This window comes from Sulfurospirillum sp. UCH001, assembly GCF_001548035.1.
GTDB lineage: Bacteria > Campylobacterota > Campylobacteria > Campylobacterales > Sulfurospirillaceae > Sulfurospirillum.
The window spans coordinates 2,227,183-2,242,860 of record NZ_AP014723.1; the positions used below are offsets into that span (position 1 = coordinate 2,227,183).

Consider the following 15,678-nt stretch of genomic DNA (forward strand, 5'->3'; position numbering starts at 1 on the left):
GGGTCTTGTCTTGATATTAAATTATGTGATAGTAATTTTGTACCCTATTTTGTACCCTAAATGTTGCCGATTTGTGTATTTTATTTTTATAAAATGCCCTATTTTAGGGATTTAAAGGTGAATGACAGCGTTGAGGTCATGGGTTCGATCCCCCCCCTACACTCCACCACGTATTTTAGGGATTCTTACCTGCTTATAAAATCTTTATCAAATCATTATCCCCCACTAATTCCCCCACATAAAATATTTGATTATTTTTTAAAATATCTCGTGTAATTCTCTTCAAAAAATCGAAACTAAATTATTTTTTTAAGCAAAAAATCCTTCCAAAGATAAATCCATTCTCCTATTTGGAATAAATTATAAATATTGGAAAAATTTTATGATTATTCTAACTGTCGGAACTCTTAGACATATTTTTAATTTTATTGTATTTCTTCGGCTATTGTGGGAAAATTTCCATATTACTTGAATGAGGAAGATTACGATGGTTGATAGAAAAATCTCAAGTATTGAACTTGAAAAAAATGGATTGATAAAAGATGGAATCGAATATATTCCTCCTTTTTGCTTAAAGAAAAAAACACAAGCATATATGAGGAGTGAACGACGCATTTCTTATTTTAAAATATGTGGACGTATTTATTACAATGAAAGTGATTTAATAGCATGGGCACAAAAGCAAAAAGTTAATATTGCATCATAATAACTCTTTCACCTTCCAAAACAAAATACAAAGAGACAGAATATGCAAAAAAAATACTATTGGTTAAAACTACCAATTAGCTTTTTTAGTGACCCTAGAATCAAAAAATTAAGACGAATTGCAGGAGGTGATACTTATGTCATTATTTTCTTAAAAATTATGCTAACAGTAATTAACAGCGAAGGTATATATACTTATGAGGGTATAGAAAAAACGCTTGAAGAAGAACTTGCGCTAAAACTTGATGAAGATGTAGATAATATAAAAGTTGTTATTGCCTTTTTATCAACTAACCAAGAATTTATAGAACTTACAAATGAAAATTATCTTATTCAAAGAGTGACCTCACTTATAGGGAAAGAAACAGATTCAGCTATCCGCAAAAGAAGGCAAAGGCAAAAAGAAAAAGAATCTAATGTGGAATGACCCCACATTTGTAGACACACTCTAATTCTGCGAAGCCATATTTAATTTCTCATTATATCTTTTTTCAAATTCATTGGGCGAAATATAACCAAGATAGCTATGCCTTCTGGTTGAATTATAAAACATTTCAATGTAATAAAATATGTCTGATTGTGCTTCCTCTCGTGTAATATAAATCTGTTTTTTGACACATTCACGCTTAAATGTTTTAAAAAAGCTTTCAGCCACTGCATTATCATAACAGTTGCCTCGCCTGCTCATGCTAGGAATCAGGTTGTATTTTTTTAGGAGTGCTTGCCACTCGTAAGAGCTATACTGTGATCCTTGATCAGAGTGTACAATAACTTCATGATGTGGTTTTTGTCTAAAGGTTGCCATTTCCAGAGCTTTTAGAGCTAACTGTGTTGTCATGCGATGACTTGTTGCCCATCCAGCAACTTTTCTACTGAAAAGGTCTAATACAACCGCTAAATAAAACCATCCTTCATGTGTTTTGATATAGGTTATATCTGTTACCCATGTGTGATTTGGCTCTTGAACATTGAAACACTGCCCAAGATGGTTAGGATGTGCCAAATGTCTCTGCCCTTTTTTATAACGAGGTTTTTTCTGTTTGACACCTGCACCAAAGAGTTTGGCTATGTTCATAAGTCTTGCGACTCTTTTTTTATTCACACTGATACCTGATGCTATAAGATCTTTGGTAACAGTTCGATATCCATAGATACGACCACTGTGTTCATAAGCCTCTTTAATGTGTTGCAAGACCACTTTATTATCTCTATCACGTTTTGATTCTGGTTGTTTATTCCATGCATAATAACCACTAAAATGGACTTGCAAAGCTTTGCACATTCTTCGCACGGGATAAAATGGCTTATACTCTTTAATGAAGGCGTACTTTACTTTTGATTCTTGGCAAAGTACGCTGCGGCCTTTTTTAGAATGTCACGCTCCTCGGTGACTCTTTTTAATTCTGCTTTGAGCTTCCTATTCTCGGATGATAAATCTTTGGAAGCTTGGTGTTGTGAGGTACTTTGAGGATTACTATAGATTTTTATCCATGCTTTGAGTGAATCAGGATGCACTCCTAATCTTTGTGCGGTATCTTTAATGGGATAGCCATTTTTTACAATTTGATTGACTGCCTCTTGTTTGAACTCGTCTGTGTATAGTTTATTTGCCATGGAATTACTTTCTCCTCTTGATGTTTCATGTGGTCATTATCGACCGTATTAACAGTTTCAAGAGTGTCTAGTGTTGTGGGGTCATTCCAGATAGAAATCGCCCAGATTATCAATAACCATGTACGAGAGGAAGATTGTTTTGCACGTATTGGGGGAGAAGAGTTCGCACTATTACTTTTTAATACCAAAATTAGACGCGCTTACGTCATTGCAGAAAGAATACGAAGAATGATTGCTGATTCAAAAATTAAGATTCACGATGCTACACAAGAAACTGTATCAATCACAATAAGTGTAGGCATTAGCACTTTTACGACTTATGATACTTCAATAGAAAACATTATAGCAAGAGCAGACGAAGCAATGTATCTTGCAAAAAAAGAAGGTCGAAATAAAGTAAAAATTGAACAATAAGTTGAAAAGATTTTGAGCTTTATTTCATCAAAATTGGCATCTTGTTATTTGAGTAATTACGTGCCTAAGAGAAAATGATCTCCTCTTAGGCATCGATGATTTTAACGCAATCTATTATTTAAAAGATTAATAAGCCCATTTGAAACTTGTGAAAAGTCAAGTACTCTTCTACCTTCATATTTTTGAGCAAATTTTTCCGCTCTTTCTTTACTTGAAAAAGCAGGTAAGTCATCTCCTGATGAGCTTGTTTTCTGGCTTCCATAGACATAAAAAGCTTCACGCGCTGGAATTTTTTCTAACGTCTCATAATCGGTTACATTGATGCGCATATCATCATTTTGTTTGACCTGATATTCTGGCCAACGAGATGGCTCAAAGTAAAATTCAAACATTGATTTCGGACTTGAAAAATAGATAATTTCGCCACTTCTTACTTGAATAGTCGCTGCCCACTCAGCAGTTTGATACACTTTAGTATGGCGTATCAGACATGTTGCGTCTTTTGGAATTTCCATTTTAGCTCCAAATAGAGCACCTGCTATCGCAATCATCATCAAGAATTTTTTCATTATATTTCTCCTAAACTAAATCAGTCTTTTTAAAGATATAAAATCCAAAAAATGCAAACCCCAATCCTAAAAGAATGGGATAAACAATTGAAAACAAAATAAACAACGCTAGCCTAATATGATCTAAAATATAGAAAGCAACAGGGCCCATGACTGTTAATTCTGGATCAAAAAGGCTAATAGCCGCAACTCTAAAAATTTCCATAGGATTGATCAGTGAAATAGCAATAATCACCTCTTCACTTAAACGTTTTTGCATCATAAAACTAATTAAAGCAATATCGATAAAAGCAAGCAGCACAATCCATACAAAGAATGAAAGCCCAAGTGCGACTTCAGAGGATTTGACAACAGAAGATATTAAAAATGAGATGCCCAAAAAAGCAGCACACAAAGCAAAAAGTAACCCAGAATACAAAAGAAAAATATTCCAAGGAATCTGTGCACCCTTAATCGTTCCAATAATTAAAGCTAACATCATCGCAAAAAAAACAGGAAGAAAAACCGTTGTAAATCTTCCAATAATTTTACCCCAATAGTATTGCGGCAACGAAATTGGAAAGGAAAGCATATATTCCAATATATGGTTATCTCTATCTCCTGAGATAGACCGAACAGTCGTAATAAGAATAAAAATAGGAAGTATAACAATCGTCACTTGGATATACATCAACAATAATCGACTAAGCCCACTAAAACCCATTACTTGCGATTCAGTAACGCCTGCAATAAAGAAGAGCGCAATCAAACCGCCAAAGACTAAAGTATACACAACAAACCAACGTGCTCTTACTGACTCTTTAACATCAAGAAAAGCAATTAACAGTAAATTTTCCATCTTAATTTCCTAATAGTTTTTTTCTAATTTTAGGGTCGCTTATGGTTTCACCTCTAAGCATACGAAGGCGCATTTCATTAAAGTCTATCATGCCCTCTTTGGCATTTGCGTTTTCATACGCTCCAAATCCATAATGCATCGGTGTAGTATCTGTTATGGAATAGGTTGCTTTGAGTGCATCGATATAGCGATTCGTATCATTACTAAACACCCAAAAGGTGATCTCTTTGGGTTCTATCTTATGTTCTTTCAGCCACAGTATGGCACATCCTATATCATCAAAGAAATGGGTTTTTAGCTCTTTGGTGATGATTTGAGCGGTATATTTTTTTCCTACAAGATACATATGGCACTGTGGGCATTGCACCGTATTGTCTTTAAATTCAAGCGGAGCTTTCTCTTTATTGGTGATATCTGTGGGCAACTGATTTTTAAGGTGCAGCGTATAAAACAATCCACCCAGTGCTAAGAGTGGAAAGACAATTAAAATGCCAATTAAACCATTTTTTTTCAAAGCCAGACTCCATTACGTATAAAATAAATGATTGGGTAGAGTGAGATGATAACCACATAGAGAGTATTGAAGCACAAAGAACGCTTGCTAAAACATCGCTCTTTCTCTTTTACGATAAACGATACCACTGCTCCTGCCATTCCATAAAATGTTCCTAAAAAGAGTACGGTATAAAGCAGATACCCCACGTAATAATAGTCCTTTTGCAATAAGCAAAACGGACAGCGGTGTGTAGGCAATTCATAAATATAGGAGCTAAAGAAAACAATCAAAGCGATAATCGCAAAAATGAGAAACATAGCATTGCAGAAGAGAGTTAGCACGCTATTTTTAAGCCAAAAAGCCAATAAAGTCATCGCAAAAAAGCCATAAAAGAGCCCTACCCAAAGGAGTTCATCCACCGCAAAAAGAAGCGAGATATACGAACTGCTAGATGCTGAGAAAAGCGTACCACAGCAGCTAACGATTTTACTGATGTTGAGGCTCATAAAAAAGGCTATTTCAAGTCCAATTTCGACAAACAAAGGAAGAGAAAACACCACAAAAAGGATAAATTTTAGTCGTGTAAACGGAAGCGTCTCGGAGTTAATATCCAAAGCGTGCAACACTACCCAAAACCCAAAAAGATAGAGATTAAAAAGTTTAAACAGTGTGAGATACAGCCCAAAATCCACCGAATTAACCACACCACTAGCACACATGGCACCTGCTATGATGTTTGAGAGCTTATCACAGGTATAGATAAAAAAGGCAAACAGAGGCAGTTTAAGCATAAAGATGTATTTAATGATAGTCGCAACCAAGTAGCTCTGTTTGGTAAGGCGATACTGAAGCGGTGTACTTGCATCATTATTCCAATAAAGTGCGAGCCTAAACGAGAGAAAAAAAGCAATCACGCCAAAAAAAAGAAAAATAGCATCCAGCGTTAAAAGAGCGATAATCTCGGGCGTTAAACTCATAAGATCATCTCACCATTTTTTATTTCAATAATACGATCTACAAAGGGTACCTCAAAAAAGAGCGGATCATGCGTTGCGATCAGTTGTGTTACGCCTTGTTGTTTAAGCGTTTCAAATTCTGCGATTAATGCCATGGAGAGTGTTTCATCAAGGTTCGCCGTTGGCTCATCCGCAAGAATAATGGAAGGGTTATTGACCAATGCTCTTGCAATGGCAACACGTTGTTGTTCACCGCCTGAGAGACGGTTCACCCGCATCTTTGCTTTATGCGCAATACCGCACTGCTCCATAACAGCCTTAGCTTTCTCTTCTAAGCTATTGGGGGAGAGATTTTCAGGGATCAGTGGGGCTATCACATTCTCAAGGGCTGAAAGGTGAGATATGAGATGAAATTTTTGGAAGATAAATCCAATATTCTTTCGTCTAAGCTGTGCGCTAAAGGATTCAGGCAATTTAGAGATCTCTTTACCATCCACACTGATTGTTCCACTGCTTGGTTGCATGAGTCCAGCAATAAGGGAAAGTAAGGTACTCTTTCCACTACCGCTTGAGCCTTTAAGCACCACGCATTCACCTTTTTTAATCTCTAAAGAGATCTTTTTAAGGGCATGTGCTTCTTCATCTCCTTGCATAAACTGTTTGCATACTTCGTGAAGGACTATCATCGCATCACCTCGTCAGCATCAAGTGTTGAAGCTCTCCATGCGGGAATGAGGGTCGCTGCAATATAAATGGGCACACTGAGTAAAAAGAGTAAAACCAGCATTGAACCATCTACACTAAAGGGAAGCGCAAAAGAGGGTTTGAGTGCAGAATAGCCCATAAAAAGATTTCTAAGAAGGGGAGCTTGCAGGGCGTACACATAAAACAGTGATCCTGTTACCCCAAGCAAGAAAGCGCTTAATGAGAGTGTGAAGCTTTCATAAAACTTCTCTTTTAAAATGTCATCACTGCTCCATCCAATGGCTTTTAAAATACCAATTTCTCTCTTCTCTTCAGAGCTGAGTCCACTGGTTTTATCATAGATAATGATAAAAAAGGCAAAGGCACAGATACTAAAGAGCGCTAGGAAGAAGCCGCTTTTATAATCAAAAATATTCTGGTAACTCACCCTAATGTCATCTTGGGTGATGGTTCTCATATCGGGGTAGCGTTCATTGATTTTTTGCACGATAGTAGCGATCTCTTTGATATTGGCAACTTTTACGATGATATCGGTCGCTTTATGCTCATCCATCCCAAAAATAGCATACACCAATTTTTTAGGAAGAAGAATAAGATCATTCGATTCTAAGGCAAGATCGGAGTGAAAGACACCCGCGATATGGACTCTTTGCCATTTACCCTCACTCGTGATGAAATTAAAAAAATCGGTGTAATAATTCTCCTCTAAAATCTTTTTAACACCCTCGCCTATAATCATTCCATTCTCTTTTTCCAGAAGCTTGATATCGAAATGCTGTGTGAGGTTAGAGAGTGTCTTTGAGTACTGCTCTTCATACGCATCTATACCGACTATAGAGAAGTTCACCCCTGCTGGTTTAAAGTAGTAGTACCCCCATACACGTGGTGTAATGGTGGTAATACCTTCTATATCTAAGAGCGCTTCTACGCGCTCTAAGGGCACATCACTTTGTTTCCCTGCGATAAAACGCTGCAAGGTAATTTGAGGTAAGGTTCTAAGGGTGGTATTTAGCTCTAGTTTTATGGCATCGGCGATCATCAAAACCGAAGCAAGTACAAAAATCAGCAGACTTAAGATAAAGAAGATGAAAAAGCTTTTACCAAAACGACGCATTAAAGAGCGAATGGCATAATCAAGCAGTAGAAAGTTAGGTTTAAAAGACACGTTCTATCCTTGAAGGATGCGTGTAAGGAGCGTAACGATAGACAAAAGTGGAAGGAAAATATTCTAACAGTTCAGGAGATTCATTAAAGTAGGCAAACACTCCACTTAGGCTTCGGTGACGTACATAATGCGCTTCATTCACAAGGGCTAGATCAGGTAAGCCAACAAGTTCACTTAAGGTCTCTTTTTGCGTTATTTTTTCTGGGCTTAATGCGTGTGCCGAAGAAAAGTATATACACTGTCCCATTAGCGTGACACCAAATACGAACAACAGTGCAAAAAACGTGTATCTAACGTGCATTGCTTCTCCTTAACCTAAGAAAAGATTGTACCACAGCAAAGCACTTTTATCAATACCCTCTAAGCCACTTTGGATTACAATTAGAGATCTTAAACACTGGTGTGAAGGATTTTTATGCAACTTGATATTTGGTTAACGATGCTTGTCGCATCCATTTTGATTAGTGTCTCTCCAGGAGCGGGTGCAGTGGTTTCAATGAACTACGGACTTAAATACGGATTAAAACGCTCATACGCTGCTATTATGGGACTTCAAATGGGTCTTTTTGCACAAACATTTGTTGTTGTCATCGGACTTGGTTCACTCATTATGAGCTCTCTACTTCTTTTCAACATCATCAAATGGATTGGTGTGATTTACTTGGTCTTTTTAGGCGTTATGAAATTCATTGAAAAGCCACATTTACCTGAAGACACGGCGAATATCAAGGCATTTTCAGCCTCTAAAGCGTTTATTCAAGCCACGCTTATTAACCTTACCAACATCAAAGCAACCGTCTTTTTGGTAGCATTCATTCCCCAATTCTTAAATCCAAATGAGCCACTTTTAGGGCAATTTGTGATCATCTGTGCCACACTTATTGGAGTAGATATTATCGTGATGACAGGCTATAGCTCTTTAGCATCTAAGCTCAAACATGTCATCAAATCCGTTCGTGCTATTCAAATTCAAAACAGACTAACAGGTGCTTTTTTGCTCTTGGCGGCCTTTTTTATCTCAACTGCCAAACGTGCTTAACTAAACTTTTTGGTGTAAACCTCTTCATCAAATCCAACCAAAAGCGTTCCATCTTCACATTCGACGATGGGACGTTTAAAGAGTAATTGCTCTTTTAAAAGCCAGCTTTTTTTCTCTTCATCGCTGATCTCTTTGCTCAGTCCTAATGTTTTAAATTTTGTTCCTTTGGTGTTGAACAGAAGAGACATCGGCTGAGCTCTCAGCCACTCTTGTAGTTTTGCCTCACTGACTTGCGTACTTTTTAGATCAACAAAGGCATAAGGAACAACGTTCTCTTTAAAAAATGCAATTGCTTTTTTCACACTGCCACATGTTGTAATGCCATACACTTTTACCATATTTACTCCTTACTAAACTCTATACAATTACGCCCTTTTTGCTTAGCGCAATACATCGCCTTATCGGCTTCACTAAAGATATGCTCTTTATTTTGTTTATCATACCCAAAAAGTGTTACGCCAATGCTTGCGGTACACTCATGCGTAATCATTTTATCGTTTCCTTCTTCATCCAATAACAGAACATACGGTGCTCTTACATGGAACAGTATCTTAGAAGCCACTTTCATCGCTTCAACTTTAGCGCCATCTTCGTCTTTGCCTAAATCACTCAGTGCGACAATAAACTCATCGCCACCAAACCGAGCAACAATATCACTTTGGCGCACACATGCATTGAGGCGTGCCGCAACATCTGTCAACAAAAGATCACCCGCTTTGTGTCCAAAAGCATCATTCAACGGTTTAAAATTATCCAAATCAATGACCAAGAGCGCACCCCATTGATGAGAGCGTTTCGCATGTGCCAACAAAAAGGTAAAACGCTCATCAAACATCCGTCGATTGGGTAGATGGGTTAAAGCATCATGAAAAGCTAGCTCTTTAATAAGTTCTTCTGTTTTCTTACGTTCCGTAATATCCGTTGAGATACCACAGAGCGCATAAATACTTCCATCATCATTGCTTAAAGGCATTTTCGTTGAAAGATAGGTTGTTGATATCCCTGTTTGTTTATCGGTATTTGTCTCTTCAAGTGTCACTTTTCGCGCATATTCTATCACTTCACTGTCCACTTTACGGATGTTTTTAGCGGTTTTTTCATCAAAAAATTCATGATCTTCATGCCCGATGAGTTCACCAAGAGCAACACCAAAAAGATCACACGTTTTTTTATTGGCGTAAAGATAGCGATATTGGGCATCTTTGATATAAATATACGCTTCAACACTGTCTAAAATGGTATTGAGTTTGGCTTCACTTTGTAAAAGCCCTTTGGTGCGTTCTTGCACAATCTCTTCTAATGCAATGTTATTAGCACGTACATACTCTATCATAGCTATAAACTGTTTGGAAAGCTCTTCTATCTCAGCTGTTCCAACAGGTTTTAGATCTACTTCGTAATTACCACTTTGAATTTTTCGCATTGAAAGTTTGAGTTTTTTTAGGGGATCTAATATGAGTGAATGCAGTTCGATACTCACGGCTATCAATGCGACTAAAAACAGAATACTCAGCATAGGAAGGATCGAAAAATCTTTAATGACTTCAAGCTCTTTGTCGTCAATAAGGGTTAAACTAAACCAATCTACTTCTTTAAGGTAACTTACCCCAAGCAGTTTTTTTCGACCATCATACTCTACCCAAAATGTACGGATGTCATCAGGATGAGCACTTAAATAGTGTATAGCCTCATTAATTGCCTCACGATCTTTTTGCTGCAAAAACAATGTGTCAATTTTTCTATGACTGCCATCTGCTTTTTGTAGGCTTGTGTATGTGTTGAATTTAGTGCCGCGTTCAAATTGAATATCCATGTAGCGATTAATGAAAAAATTGCGCACACCTTCTTGCTCAATGCCTACAGACTCTCGTACAAAACGGGTAAAATCCATTCCTGTACCGACAATGCCTACAACTTTATCATTAACCTTTATATCATGATTGAGCCACACATATGTATTGCCTAGTGCTTCATCTGTATCAACATTGATTTGGTACGCTTTGTTGTCAGAAAGAACCGCGTAAAACCAAGCATCATTGCTTCTTGAGGCAGAGAGTTTGTACTGCAATTCTTTGCCGGCATAACTATTTTTCGCATCATTGAAGTAGTAATTCTCACTTTTAACAAATGCAGCAAAATAACTTTTACTTTGAAATTTTTGGCGGTACACTTCTAGGATAGCTAACCCTTTTTGGCGCTTTGCTTCATTGGTGTCATCAAGAGCCATAGCGAGTAAATCAGGTTCTTTAATCATCTCTTGTATAATCTCAATCTCATTGAGTAAAGGCAGAAGTGTTCGATTTTTATCAAAAACAATCTGTTTTCTGATAAATCGCTCTGCCCATTTTTCATTGATTTTAGAAAATAAAATTTCTGAATAAGACCAAACACAGAAAGAAAAAAAGATAAAAAGTGCAAACATAAACGTAAACAACTTACCTTTGAGATGCATTTCTATTTCCTTATTTTCCTTATTTTTCAGATTATAACAGTTTTTTATAACAAATTAAAATCACATTTGGTTTTAATTTAATCATGTAAGTATCTTTAGCCTATAATATCATTACTCATTTACAAGCTGGAGCATATGAATAATCTCTCACAAGAAGCACAGGGCTACATCTACGCTGTTTTAGCGTTTGTTTTTTGGGGCTTAGTGCCAATTTATTTTAAACTTATCTCTACCGTCTCTGCAACAGAGATCCTCGCGCACCGCATCATTTGGTCCGTAGTGCTGCTCTTTGGCATGATTTTGATTAGTAAGCAAGTGGGTGCTTTTAAACTGCTCATCAAAGATATTCACAAGATCAAATACCTCGTTCTTTCTGCCTTTTTAGTCTCACTCAACTGGCTTGTTTTTATTTGGGCAGTAGGACACAATATGATTGCAGAATCAAGTCTTGGCTACTATATCAATCCCCTAGTTAATTTTGCACTGGGTATTATCATTTTTAAAGACCGCCCCTCGTTTTGGCAAAAAATTGCGATCGCTTTAGCATTTATTGCTATTTTTTATCAAGTCATTACATTAGGCTCTGTGCCCATTGTTTCACTGCTTCTAGCCTTTAGTTTTGCTTTTTATGGGCTGATTCGCAAACACATCAATCTGCCATCGATGACAGGGCTTTACATTGAGACACTCATCCTCTTTCCTGTGGCGCTGCTCTATTTTGGCTACCTTGTAAGCACTGATCATAATGCCTTTGTGTTTCCACCCAATGCTATCTCGTGGCTTTTAATCCTTGCAGGTGTGATTACTGTTGTGCCCTTATTGTGGTTTAACGCCGCTGCAACACGCATTTCACTCGTACATTTAGGCTTTTTTCAATACATCGGTCCGACCGTTTCCTTTTTGTTAGCTATTTTTATTTATGATGAAGTGTTAGTTCCAGAAAAACTGACCAGCTTTGTGCTGATTTGGATTGCACTTGTTATTTTTAGTGTTGATGGTTACTTCAAAAAAAGAGCTTCAAAAGAGGTTTAAATGAAAATCTTAATCGTCGAAGATGACGCTAAAATCGCCTCTTTTCTCAAAAAAGGGCTTGAAGAGGAATATTTTTGTGTTGATCTATGCGACAATGGCGAAGATGCTCTCTACTTAGCTGAAATCAACGCTTATGATATTATCATTTTAGATATTATGCTCAAAGGCTCTCATGGCGACGTCGTCTGTGGTAAGCTTCGCGAAAAAAAAGTTACGACACCCATCATTATGCTGAGTGCAAAAAGCACGATCAGTGACAAAGTAAGCTTACTCAACCTTGGAGCCGATGATTACCTTACCAAACCATTCAGTTTTGATGAACTCTTAGCACGCATTCACGTACAACTGCGCAAAAGTAATGCTAAAGAGTCCTTACTCAAAGTGGCTGATTTGGAACTCAACCCTCTTTCTAAAACCGTCAGCCGTGAAGGCGAAATCATTGTACTAACCGCCAAAGAGTATGCCCTTTTAGAATACCTTATGCGCCATAAGGGTGCTATCATCGAAGAAAGCACGTTAGAAGAACAGCTCTTTAGCAGTGACCAAAGTATCAATAGCAATATTGTCAATGTCTATATGTATCGCTTACGCACTAAAATCGATAAAAATTTTGAGCTAAAGCTCATTAAAACTCACCGCAATTTAGGATATTCTATCAATGAAAACGTTCTTTAAAAGCCTTAAGTTTCGCCTTTTAGTGGCTCTTTGTATTATTTTATTTGCCCTTTTTTACGGTTTTGGTTACATTGTAGTGCATACCTTAGAAACCTCCTACAAAGCGAGCCTTGAAGCCTCTTTATTTACCGTATTAAAAGATATTAAGCACGATTTTGCGGAAGATCCTGATAAAGAGTTGGCACTGGATGAAACACAAGATGAGTTTGATATTCCTGTTCTCTTTTCACAAGTTGTTGCATACGACAGTATGTCCAATATCCCCAATATCATCAAACGCTCCAGTGATCTTAAAGATCAGAGTCTTCCCATTGAACCTATCATCGTTCAACAAATTTTTGACAACCCTAATGAAATTGTGTTTACTATAAGAAGAGACCCTAACAATCCAGAGCATAAGATCTATATGGGAACCATATTTCTAGCCCAAAAAGAGTTTCAAATGCTCTTTTTACAATGTGCCCTACCGTACGATAAACACACACCACAAATTCAAGATATAAAAGAAACCTTATGGGCCGGGCTTTTGACTCTTCTTTTCATTATACTTGGTTTAGCCTATATGCTGATTTCAAAATCACTCGCCAATGTTTTACATGTAACCAATGTGGCTAAAACACTTTATGGTGAAACAAAACACTCCATCATCCCAAAATCACATATCGCCTATGAAATCGATGATCTGATTGAAACATTTAACACACTGCTTGGAGAACTCCAACACGCTTATGCGCAGGTGCAACAATTTGGACAAAATGCTTCCCATGAACTCAAAACACCTCTTACGATCATCAAGGGAGAAATTGACGTAGGATTACGCAAAGAACGCACCCCAAAAGAGTATGTGCAGATTTTAGAAAAAGTCGGCAAAGAAGTGAGCACTTTACATGAAATAATCGAAAAAATTCTCTTTTTATCGAGCACTACAAAGAACGATCTAAAAAAACATTTTCATGAACTCTATATGGATGAAGTCCTTTTAGAAGCTATCGAAGAGAAGCGCTCTTTAGCAGAACAAAAGCATATTAAACTCACAATTGAAACACTAGAGCCACAAAATCTCAGAGGCAACGCATCTCTTCTAAAAATAGCCATTGCCAATCTCATTGACAATGCAATTAAATACTCACCCCATGATTCGACTGTACACATTTCACTCATGGCACATGAACTTTCTATCTGTGATGAAGGCATAGGCATGAGCGCAGATGAGATCGAACATATCTTTGAACAATTTTACCGAACAAAACAGAGCCAAGAGAGCACAAAAGGCAGTGGTTTAGGGCTTGCCATTGTAAAAAACATTCTTGACTTACATGATGTCGCCATTAACGTAAAGAGTACAAAAGAGAAAGGGACATGCGTTAAAATTTTATTTTAATTCATCTTCCATTCATACTCATTCTCTAAAATCTTCTTATCATTTAAGGTAAGGAGAGTCTATGCTCTTGTCTCTTGTCAGATCTCAAAGCCAAAGAACTATCATTTGGATCGCTCTTGGTATTGTATTATTATGTAATATGACATTTTTTTCAAAACTTTTTTACTATTCTATGAGCGAACATAACTATTTTTTAGCATTCTCATCTCCTTTTATTTTGCTACTTCTTTGTATCTGTATTTTAAATTTTCTCTTACTAATTACGTATAAAACCCTCTTCAAAATAATGCTCGTTTTTTTGATCTTTTCAGGTGCCCTCAGTGGCTATTTCATGGATACTTTTGGCACAATCATCGATACCAATATGTACACCAATGCGATGCAAACCGATAGTGCAGAAGTGCTTGATCTTCTTACACCTAAACTCTTCCTCTATATAGGATGTGCTGCACTGCTCTCTTTTTGGCTACTCTTTAAAAAACCTATCTCATTTTCAAGCTATGGCAGAGAAGTTGTTCAAAAAGCGTTTGTTGCTGTTTTTTCACTTGCCTTGATTGCTGGTCTTTACATGAGTATTAGTAAATCGTATAGCTCATTTTTCAGAAATCATCACGAACTTAAAATGTACCTCAATCCCTATTATCCTATCGCTTCTTTTGCGAAATTCGCTTATGCTAAGATACAGCCAAAGCCTGAATTTATGGCTATTGCTACAGATGCAACTCGAACAAGTAGCGAAAAGAAAAAACTGGTCGTATTTATTTTAGGGGAGACAGCACGTGCTCAAAATTTTTCACTCTCTGGGTATGAGGTTCAAACCAACCCACTTTTATCGAACCGAAATGACATCGTTTTTTTAAAGAACTTTGCCTCATGCGGTACAGCAACTGCTGTTTCTGTGCCATGTATGTTCTCAAAATTTGGAAGAACAAACTGGTCTGAGGAGAAAGAGTCCTACGAGAATGTTGTCGATGTTTTAGCTAAAACAGGGGTACGCATTATTTGGAGAGACAATAACTCAGGAGGCGATAAAGCCATTGCAAAACGTATGAATGATGTCGTAAAATACGGTGGCTCAGGATTTGATGATGTCCTTCTGAGTGATTTTCAAGCTAACCTTGATAAATCGTATGAAGACACTTTTGTGGTTTTACATCAAGAAGGAAGTCATGGACCTACTTACTTTAAACGCTATCCAGATAGCTTTAAAAAGTTTTCGCCTACATGCGATACACAAGAGTTAGATAAATGCAGTCATGAACAAATCGTCAATACCTATAACAACACCATCCTCTACACGGATTACATTATCAACCAAACGATTAACTTACTCAAAGCCAATGAAGACAAATATGAAACAACACTGATTTACATTTCGGACCATGGCGAATCATTAGGGGAAAATGGCGTTTATTTGCACGGACTTCCTTACATGATAGCACCTGAAGCACAAAAACATGTCCCTGCCATTTTTTATTTTGGCACGAAATTAAAAGCAGAGCGTGAACGTTTATCGCTAAAAGCTAGTGAGCGTTTTTCTCACGACAATCTCTTTCATACGCTCCTAGGGCGTTTTGCCGTAAACACGACAGAATACAAACCAGAGCTGGATATTCTTCGTTAGGTTTGTGTTATAC

At 37.2% G+C, this 15,678-nt stretch carries 18 protein-coding genes; 8 read left to right on the forward strand and 10 right to left on the reverse strand.

Going from position 1 to position 15,678, the window contains the following annotated elements; translation table 11 throughout:
* Window positions 1-487 precede the first annotated feature (487 nt).
* A complete protein-coding gene (locus tag UCH001_RS11185) occupies window positions 488-706 on the forward strand; it encodes a hypothetical protein (protein WP_067177860.1) in 219 nt (72 codons plus the stop codon).
* Between the two features lie 42 nt (window positions 707-748).
* On the forward strand, window positions 749-1,132 hold the full coding sequence (locus tag UCH001_RS11190) for a phage replisome organizer N-terminal domain-containing protein (RefSeq protein ID WP_067177862.1): 384 nt from the start codon (window positions 749-751) through the stop codon (window positions 1,130-1,132).
* 21 nt (window positions 1,133-1,153) lie between these two features.
* Here the strand turns inward: UCH001_RS11190 and UCH001_RS11195 are convergent.
* A protein-coding gene (locus UCH001_RS11195) for an IS3 family transposase (RefSeq protein WP_145973095.1) occupies window positions 1,154-2,319 on the reverse strand; the annotation gives its coding sequence in 2 pieces (ribosomal slippage) (window positions 1,154-2,067 and window positions 2,067-2,319; 1,167 coding nt in all).
* A gap of 27 nt (window positions 2,320-2,346) precedes the next feature.
* On the opposite strand from UCH001_RS11195, the gene UCH001_RS11205 reads away from it, so the two are divergent.
* Window positions 2,347-2,733, forward strand: coding sequence for a GGDEF domain-containing protein (locus tag UCH001_RS11205; RefSeq protein ID WP_067177864.1), 387 nt, complete (start codon window positions 2,347-2,349; stop codon window positions 2,731-2,733).
* A gap of 101 nt (window positions 2,734-2,834) precedes the next feature.
* On the opposite strand, the gene UCH001_RS11210 is transcribed toward UCH001_RS11205, so the two are convergent.
* From UCH001_RS11210 to UCH001_RS11240, 7 genes are read right to left on the reverse strand one after another with little or no spacing between them, the layout of a single operon-like run.
* The gene (locus UCH001_RS11210) at window positions 2,835-3,302 is read right to left on the reverse strand and encodes a nitrous oxide reductase accessory protein NosL (protein WP_067177866.1); all 468 of its coding nucleotides are present in this window, start codon (window positions 3,300-3,302) and stop codon (window positions 2,835-2,837) included.
* 10 nt (window positions 3,303-3,312) lie between these two features.
* A complete protein-coding gene (locus UCH001_RS11215; RefSeq protein ID WP_067177868.1) occupies window positions 3,313-4,140 on the reverse strand; it encodes an ABC transporter permease in 828 nt (275 codons plus the stop codon).
* Between the two features lies 1 nt (window position 4,141).
* Window positions 4,142-4,654, reverse strand: a complete 513-nt coding sequence (locus tag UCH001_RS11220) for a hypothetical protein (RefSeq protein ID WP_067177869.1) — start codon at window positions 4,652-4,654, stop codon at window positions 4,142-4,144.
* Complete coding sequence (locus tag UCH001_RS11225; RefSeq protein ID WP_067177874.1) at window positions 4,651-5,613, reverse strand: hypothetical protein; 963 nt, start codon at window positions 5,611-5,613, stop codon at window positions 4,651-4,653. Before UCH001_RS11225 ends, UCH001_RS11220 begins: the two co-directional genes overlap by 4 nt.
* Entirely contained in the window at window positions 5,610-6,278 is a 669-nt protein-coding gene (locus tag UCH001_RS11230) for an ABC transporter ATP-binding protein (protein ID WP_067177875.1), read from the reverse strand. Before UCH001_RS11230 ends, UCH001_RS11225 begins: the two co-directional genes overlap by 4 nt.
* The gene (locus UCH001_RS11235) at window positions 6,275-7,462 is read right to left on the reverse strand and encodes an ABC transporter permease (RefSeq protein ID WP_145973126.1); all 1,188 of its coding nucleotides are present in this window, start codon (window positions 7,460-7,462) and stop codon (window positions 6,275-6,277) included. The genes UCH001_RS11230 and UCH001_RS11235 overlap by 4 nt, the downstream gene beginning before the upstream one ends.
* Window positions 7,452-7,763 (reverse strand): hypothetical protein, encoded by a 312-nt coding sequence (locus UCH001_RS11240; protein ID WP_067177877.1) that lies wholly within the window; start codon window positions 7,761-7,763, stop codon window positions 7,452-7,454. Before UCH001_RS11240 ends, UCH001_RS11235 begins: the two co-directional genes overlap by 11 nt.
* Window positions 7,764-7,877: 114 nt before the next feature.
* Between UCH001_RS11240 and UCH001_RS11245 the strand changes: the two genes are divergently transcribed.
* On the forward strand, window positions 7,878-8,501 hold the full coding sequence (locus UCH001_RS11245) for a LysE family transporter (protein WP_067177878.1): 624 nt from the start codon (window positions 7,878-7,880) through the stop codon (window positions 8,499-8,501).
* Here the strand turns inward: UCH001_RS11245 and UCH001_RS11250 are convergent.
* The gene (locus UCH001_RS11250; protein ID WP_067177879.1) at window positions 8,498-8,839 is read right to left on the reverse strand and encodes an arsenate reductase family protein; all 342 of its coding nucleotides are present in this window, start codon (window positions 8,837-8,839) and stop codon (window positions 8,498-8,500) included. The genes UCH001_RS11245 and UCH001_RS11250 overlap by 4 nt on opposite strands.
* 2 nt (window positions 8,840-8,841) lie before the next feature.
* Window positions 8,842-10,953 carry a GGDEF domain-containing protein gene (locus UCH001_RS11255; RefSeq protein WP_067177880.1) on the reverse strand — a complete coding sequence of 704 codons (2,112 nt, stop codon included), beginning with the start codon at window positions 10,951-10,953 and terminating at the stop codon, window positions 8,842-8,844.
* 135 nt (window positions 10,954-11,088) lie between these two features.
* Between UCH001_RS11255 and rarD the strand changes: the two genes are divergently transcribed.
* The 4 genes from rarD (at window position 11,089) to UCH001_RS11275 (ending at window position 15,665) form a co-directional block, all read left to right on the forward strand.
* Window positions 11,089-11,985: an EamA family transporter RarD gene (rarD, locus tag UCH001_RS11260; protein WP_067177882.1), complete on the forward strand. Its 897-nt coding sequence runs from the start codon at window positions 11,089-11,091 to the stop codon at window positions 11,983-11,985.
* Window positions 11,986-12,660, forward strand: a complete 675-nt coding sequence (locus UCH001_RS11265) for a response regulator transcription factor (protein ID WP_067177884.1) — start codon at window positions 11,986-11,988, stop codon at window positions 12,658-12,660.
* The gene (locus UCH001_RS11270) at window positions 12,644-14,041 is read left to right on the forward strand and encodes a HAMP domain-containing sensor histidine kinase (protein WP_067177886.1); all 1,398 of its coding nucleotides are present in this window, start codon (window positions 12,644-12,646) and stop codon (window positions 14,039-14,041) included. The genes UCH001_RS11265 and UCH001_RS11270 overlap by 17 nt, the downstream gene beginning before the upstream one ends.
* 61 nt (window positions 14,042-14,102) lie before the next feature.
* The gene (locus UCH001_RS11275) at window positions 14,103-15,665 is read left to right on the forward strand and encodes a phosphoethanolamine transferase (RefSeq protein ID WP_067177888.1); all 1,563 of its coding nucleotides are present in this window, start codon (window positions 14,103-14,105) and stop codon (window positions 15,663-15,665) included.
* The last annotated feature ends 13 nt before the right edge of the window (window positions 15,666-15,678 follow it).

Excerpts from the sequence above, each read along its gene's own strand:
- UCH001_RS11185 (WP_067177860.1), top strand. The coding sequence starts at position 488 with ATGGTTGATAGAAAAATCTCAAGTATTGAACTTGAAAAAAATGGATTG.
- UCH001_RS11190 (WP_067177862.1), top strand. The coding sequence starts at position 749 with ATGCAAAAAAAATACTATTGGTTAAAACTACCAATTAGCTTTTTTAGT.
- UCH001_RS11205 (WP_067177864.1), top strand. The coding sequence starts at position 2,347 with ATGTGGTCATTATCGACCGTATTAACAGTTTCAAGAGTGTCTAGTGTT.
- UCH001_RS11210 (WP_067177866.1), bottom strand. The coding sequence starts at position 3,302 with ATGAAAAAATTCTTGATGATGATTGCGATAGCAGGTGCTCTATTTGGA.
- UCH001_RS11215 (WP_067177868.1), bottom strand. The coding sequence starts at position 4,140 with ATGGAAAATTTACTGTTAATTGCTTTTCTTGATGTTAAAGAGTCAGTA.
- UCH001_RS11225 (WP_067177874.1), bottom strand. The coding sequence starts at position 5,613 with ATGAGTTTAACGCCCGAGATTATCGCTCTTTTAACGCTGGATGCTATT.
- UCH001_RS11230 (WP_067177875.1), bottom strand. The coding sequence starts at position 6,278 with ATGATAGTCCTTCACGAAGTATGCAAACAGTTTATGCAAGGAGATGAA.
- UCH001_RS11240 (WP_067177877.1), bottom strand. The coding sequence starts at position 7,763 with ATGCACGTTAGATACACGTTTTTTGCACTGTTGTTCGTATTTGGTGTC.
- UCH001_RS11245 (WP_067177878.1), top strand. The coding sequence starts at position 7,878 with ATGCAACTTGATATTTGGTTAACGATGCTTGTCGCATCCATTTTGATT.
- UCH001_RS11250 (WP_067177879.1), bottom strand. The coding sequence starts at position 8,839 with ATGGTAAAAGTGTATGGCATTACAACATGTGGCAGTGTGAAAAAAGCA.
- UCH001_RS11255 (WP_067177880.1), bottom strand. The coding sequence starts at position 10,953 with ATGCATCTCAAAGGTAAGTTGTTTACGTTTATGTTTGCACTTTTTATC.
- rarD (WP_067177882.1), top strand. The coding sequence starts at position 11,089 with ATGAATAATCTCTCACAAGAAGCACAGGGCTACATCTACGCTGTTTTA.
- UCH001_RS11265 (WP_067177884.1), top strand. The coding sequence starts at position 11,986 with ATGAAAATCTTAATCGTCGAAGATGACGCTAAAATCGCCTCTTTTCTC.
- UCH001_RS11270 (WP_067177886.1), top strand. The coding sequence starts at position 12,644 with ATGAAAACGTTCTTTAAAAGCCTTAAGTTTCGCCTTTTAGTGGCTCTT.
- UCH001_RS11275 (WP_067177888.1), top strand. The coding sequence starts at position 14,103 with ATGCTCTTGTCTCTTGTCAGATCTCAAAGCCAAAGAACTATCATTTGG.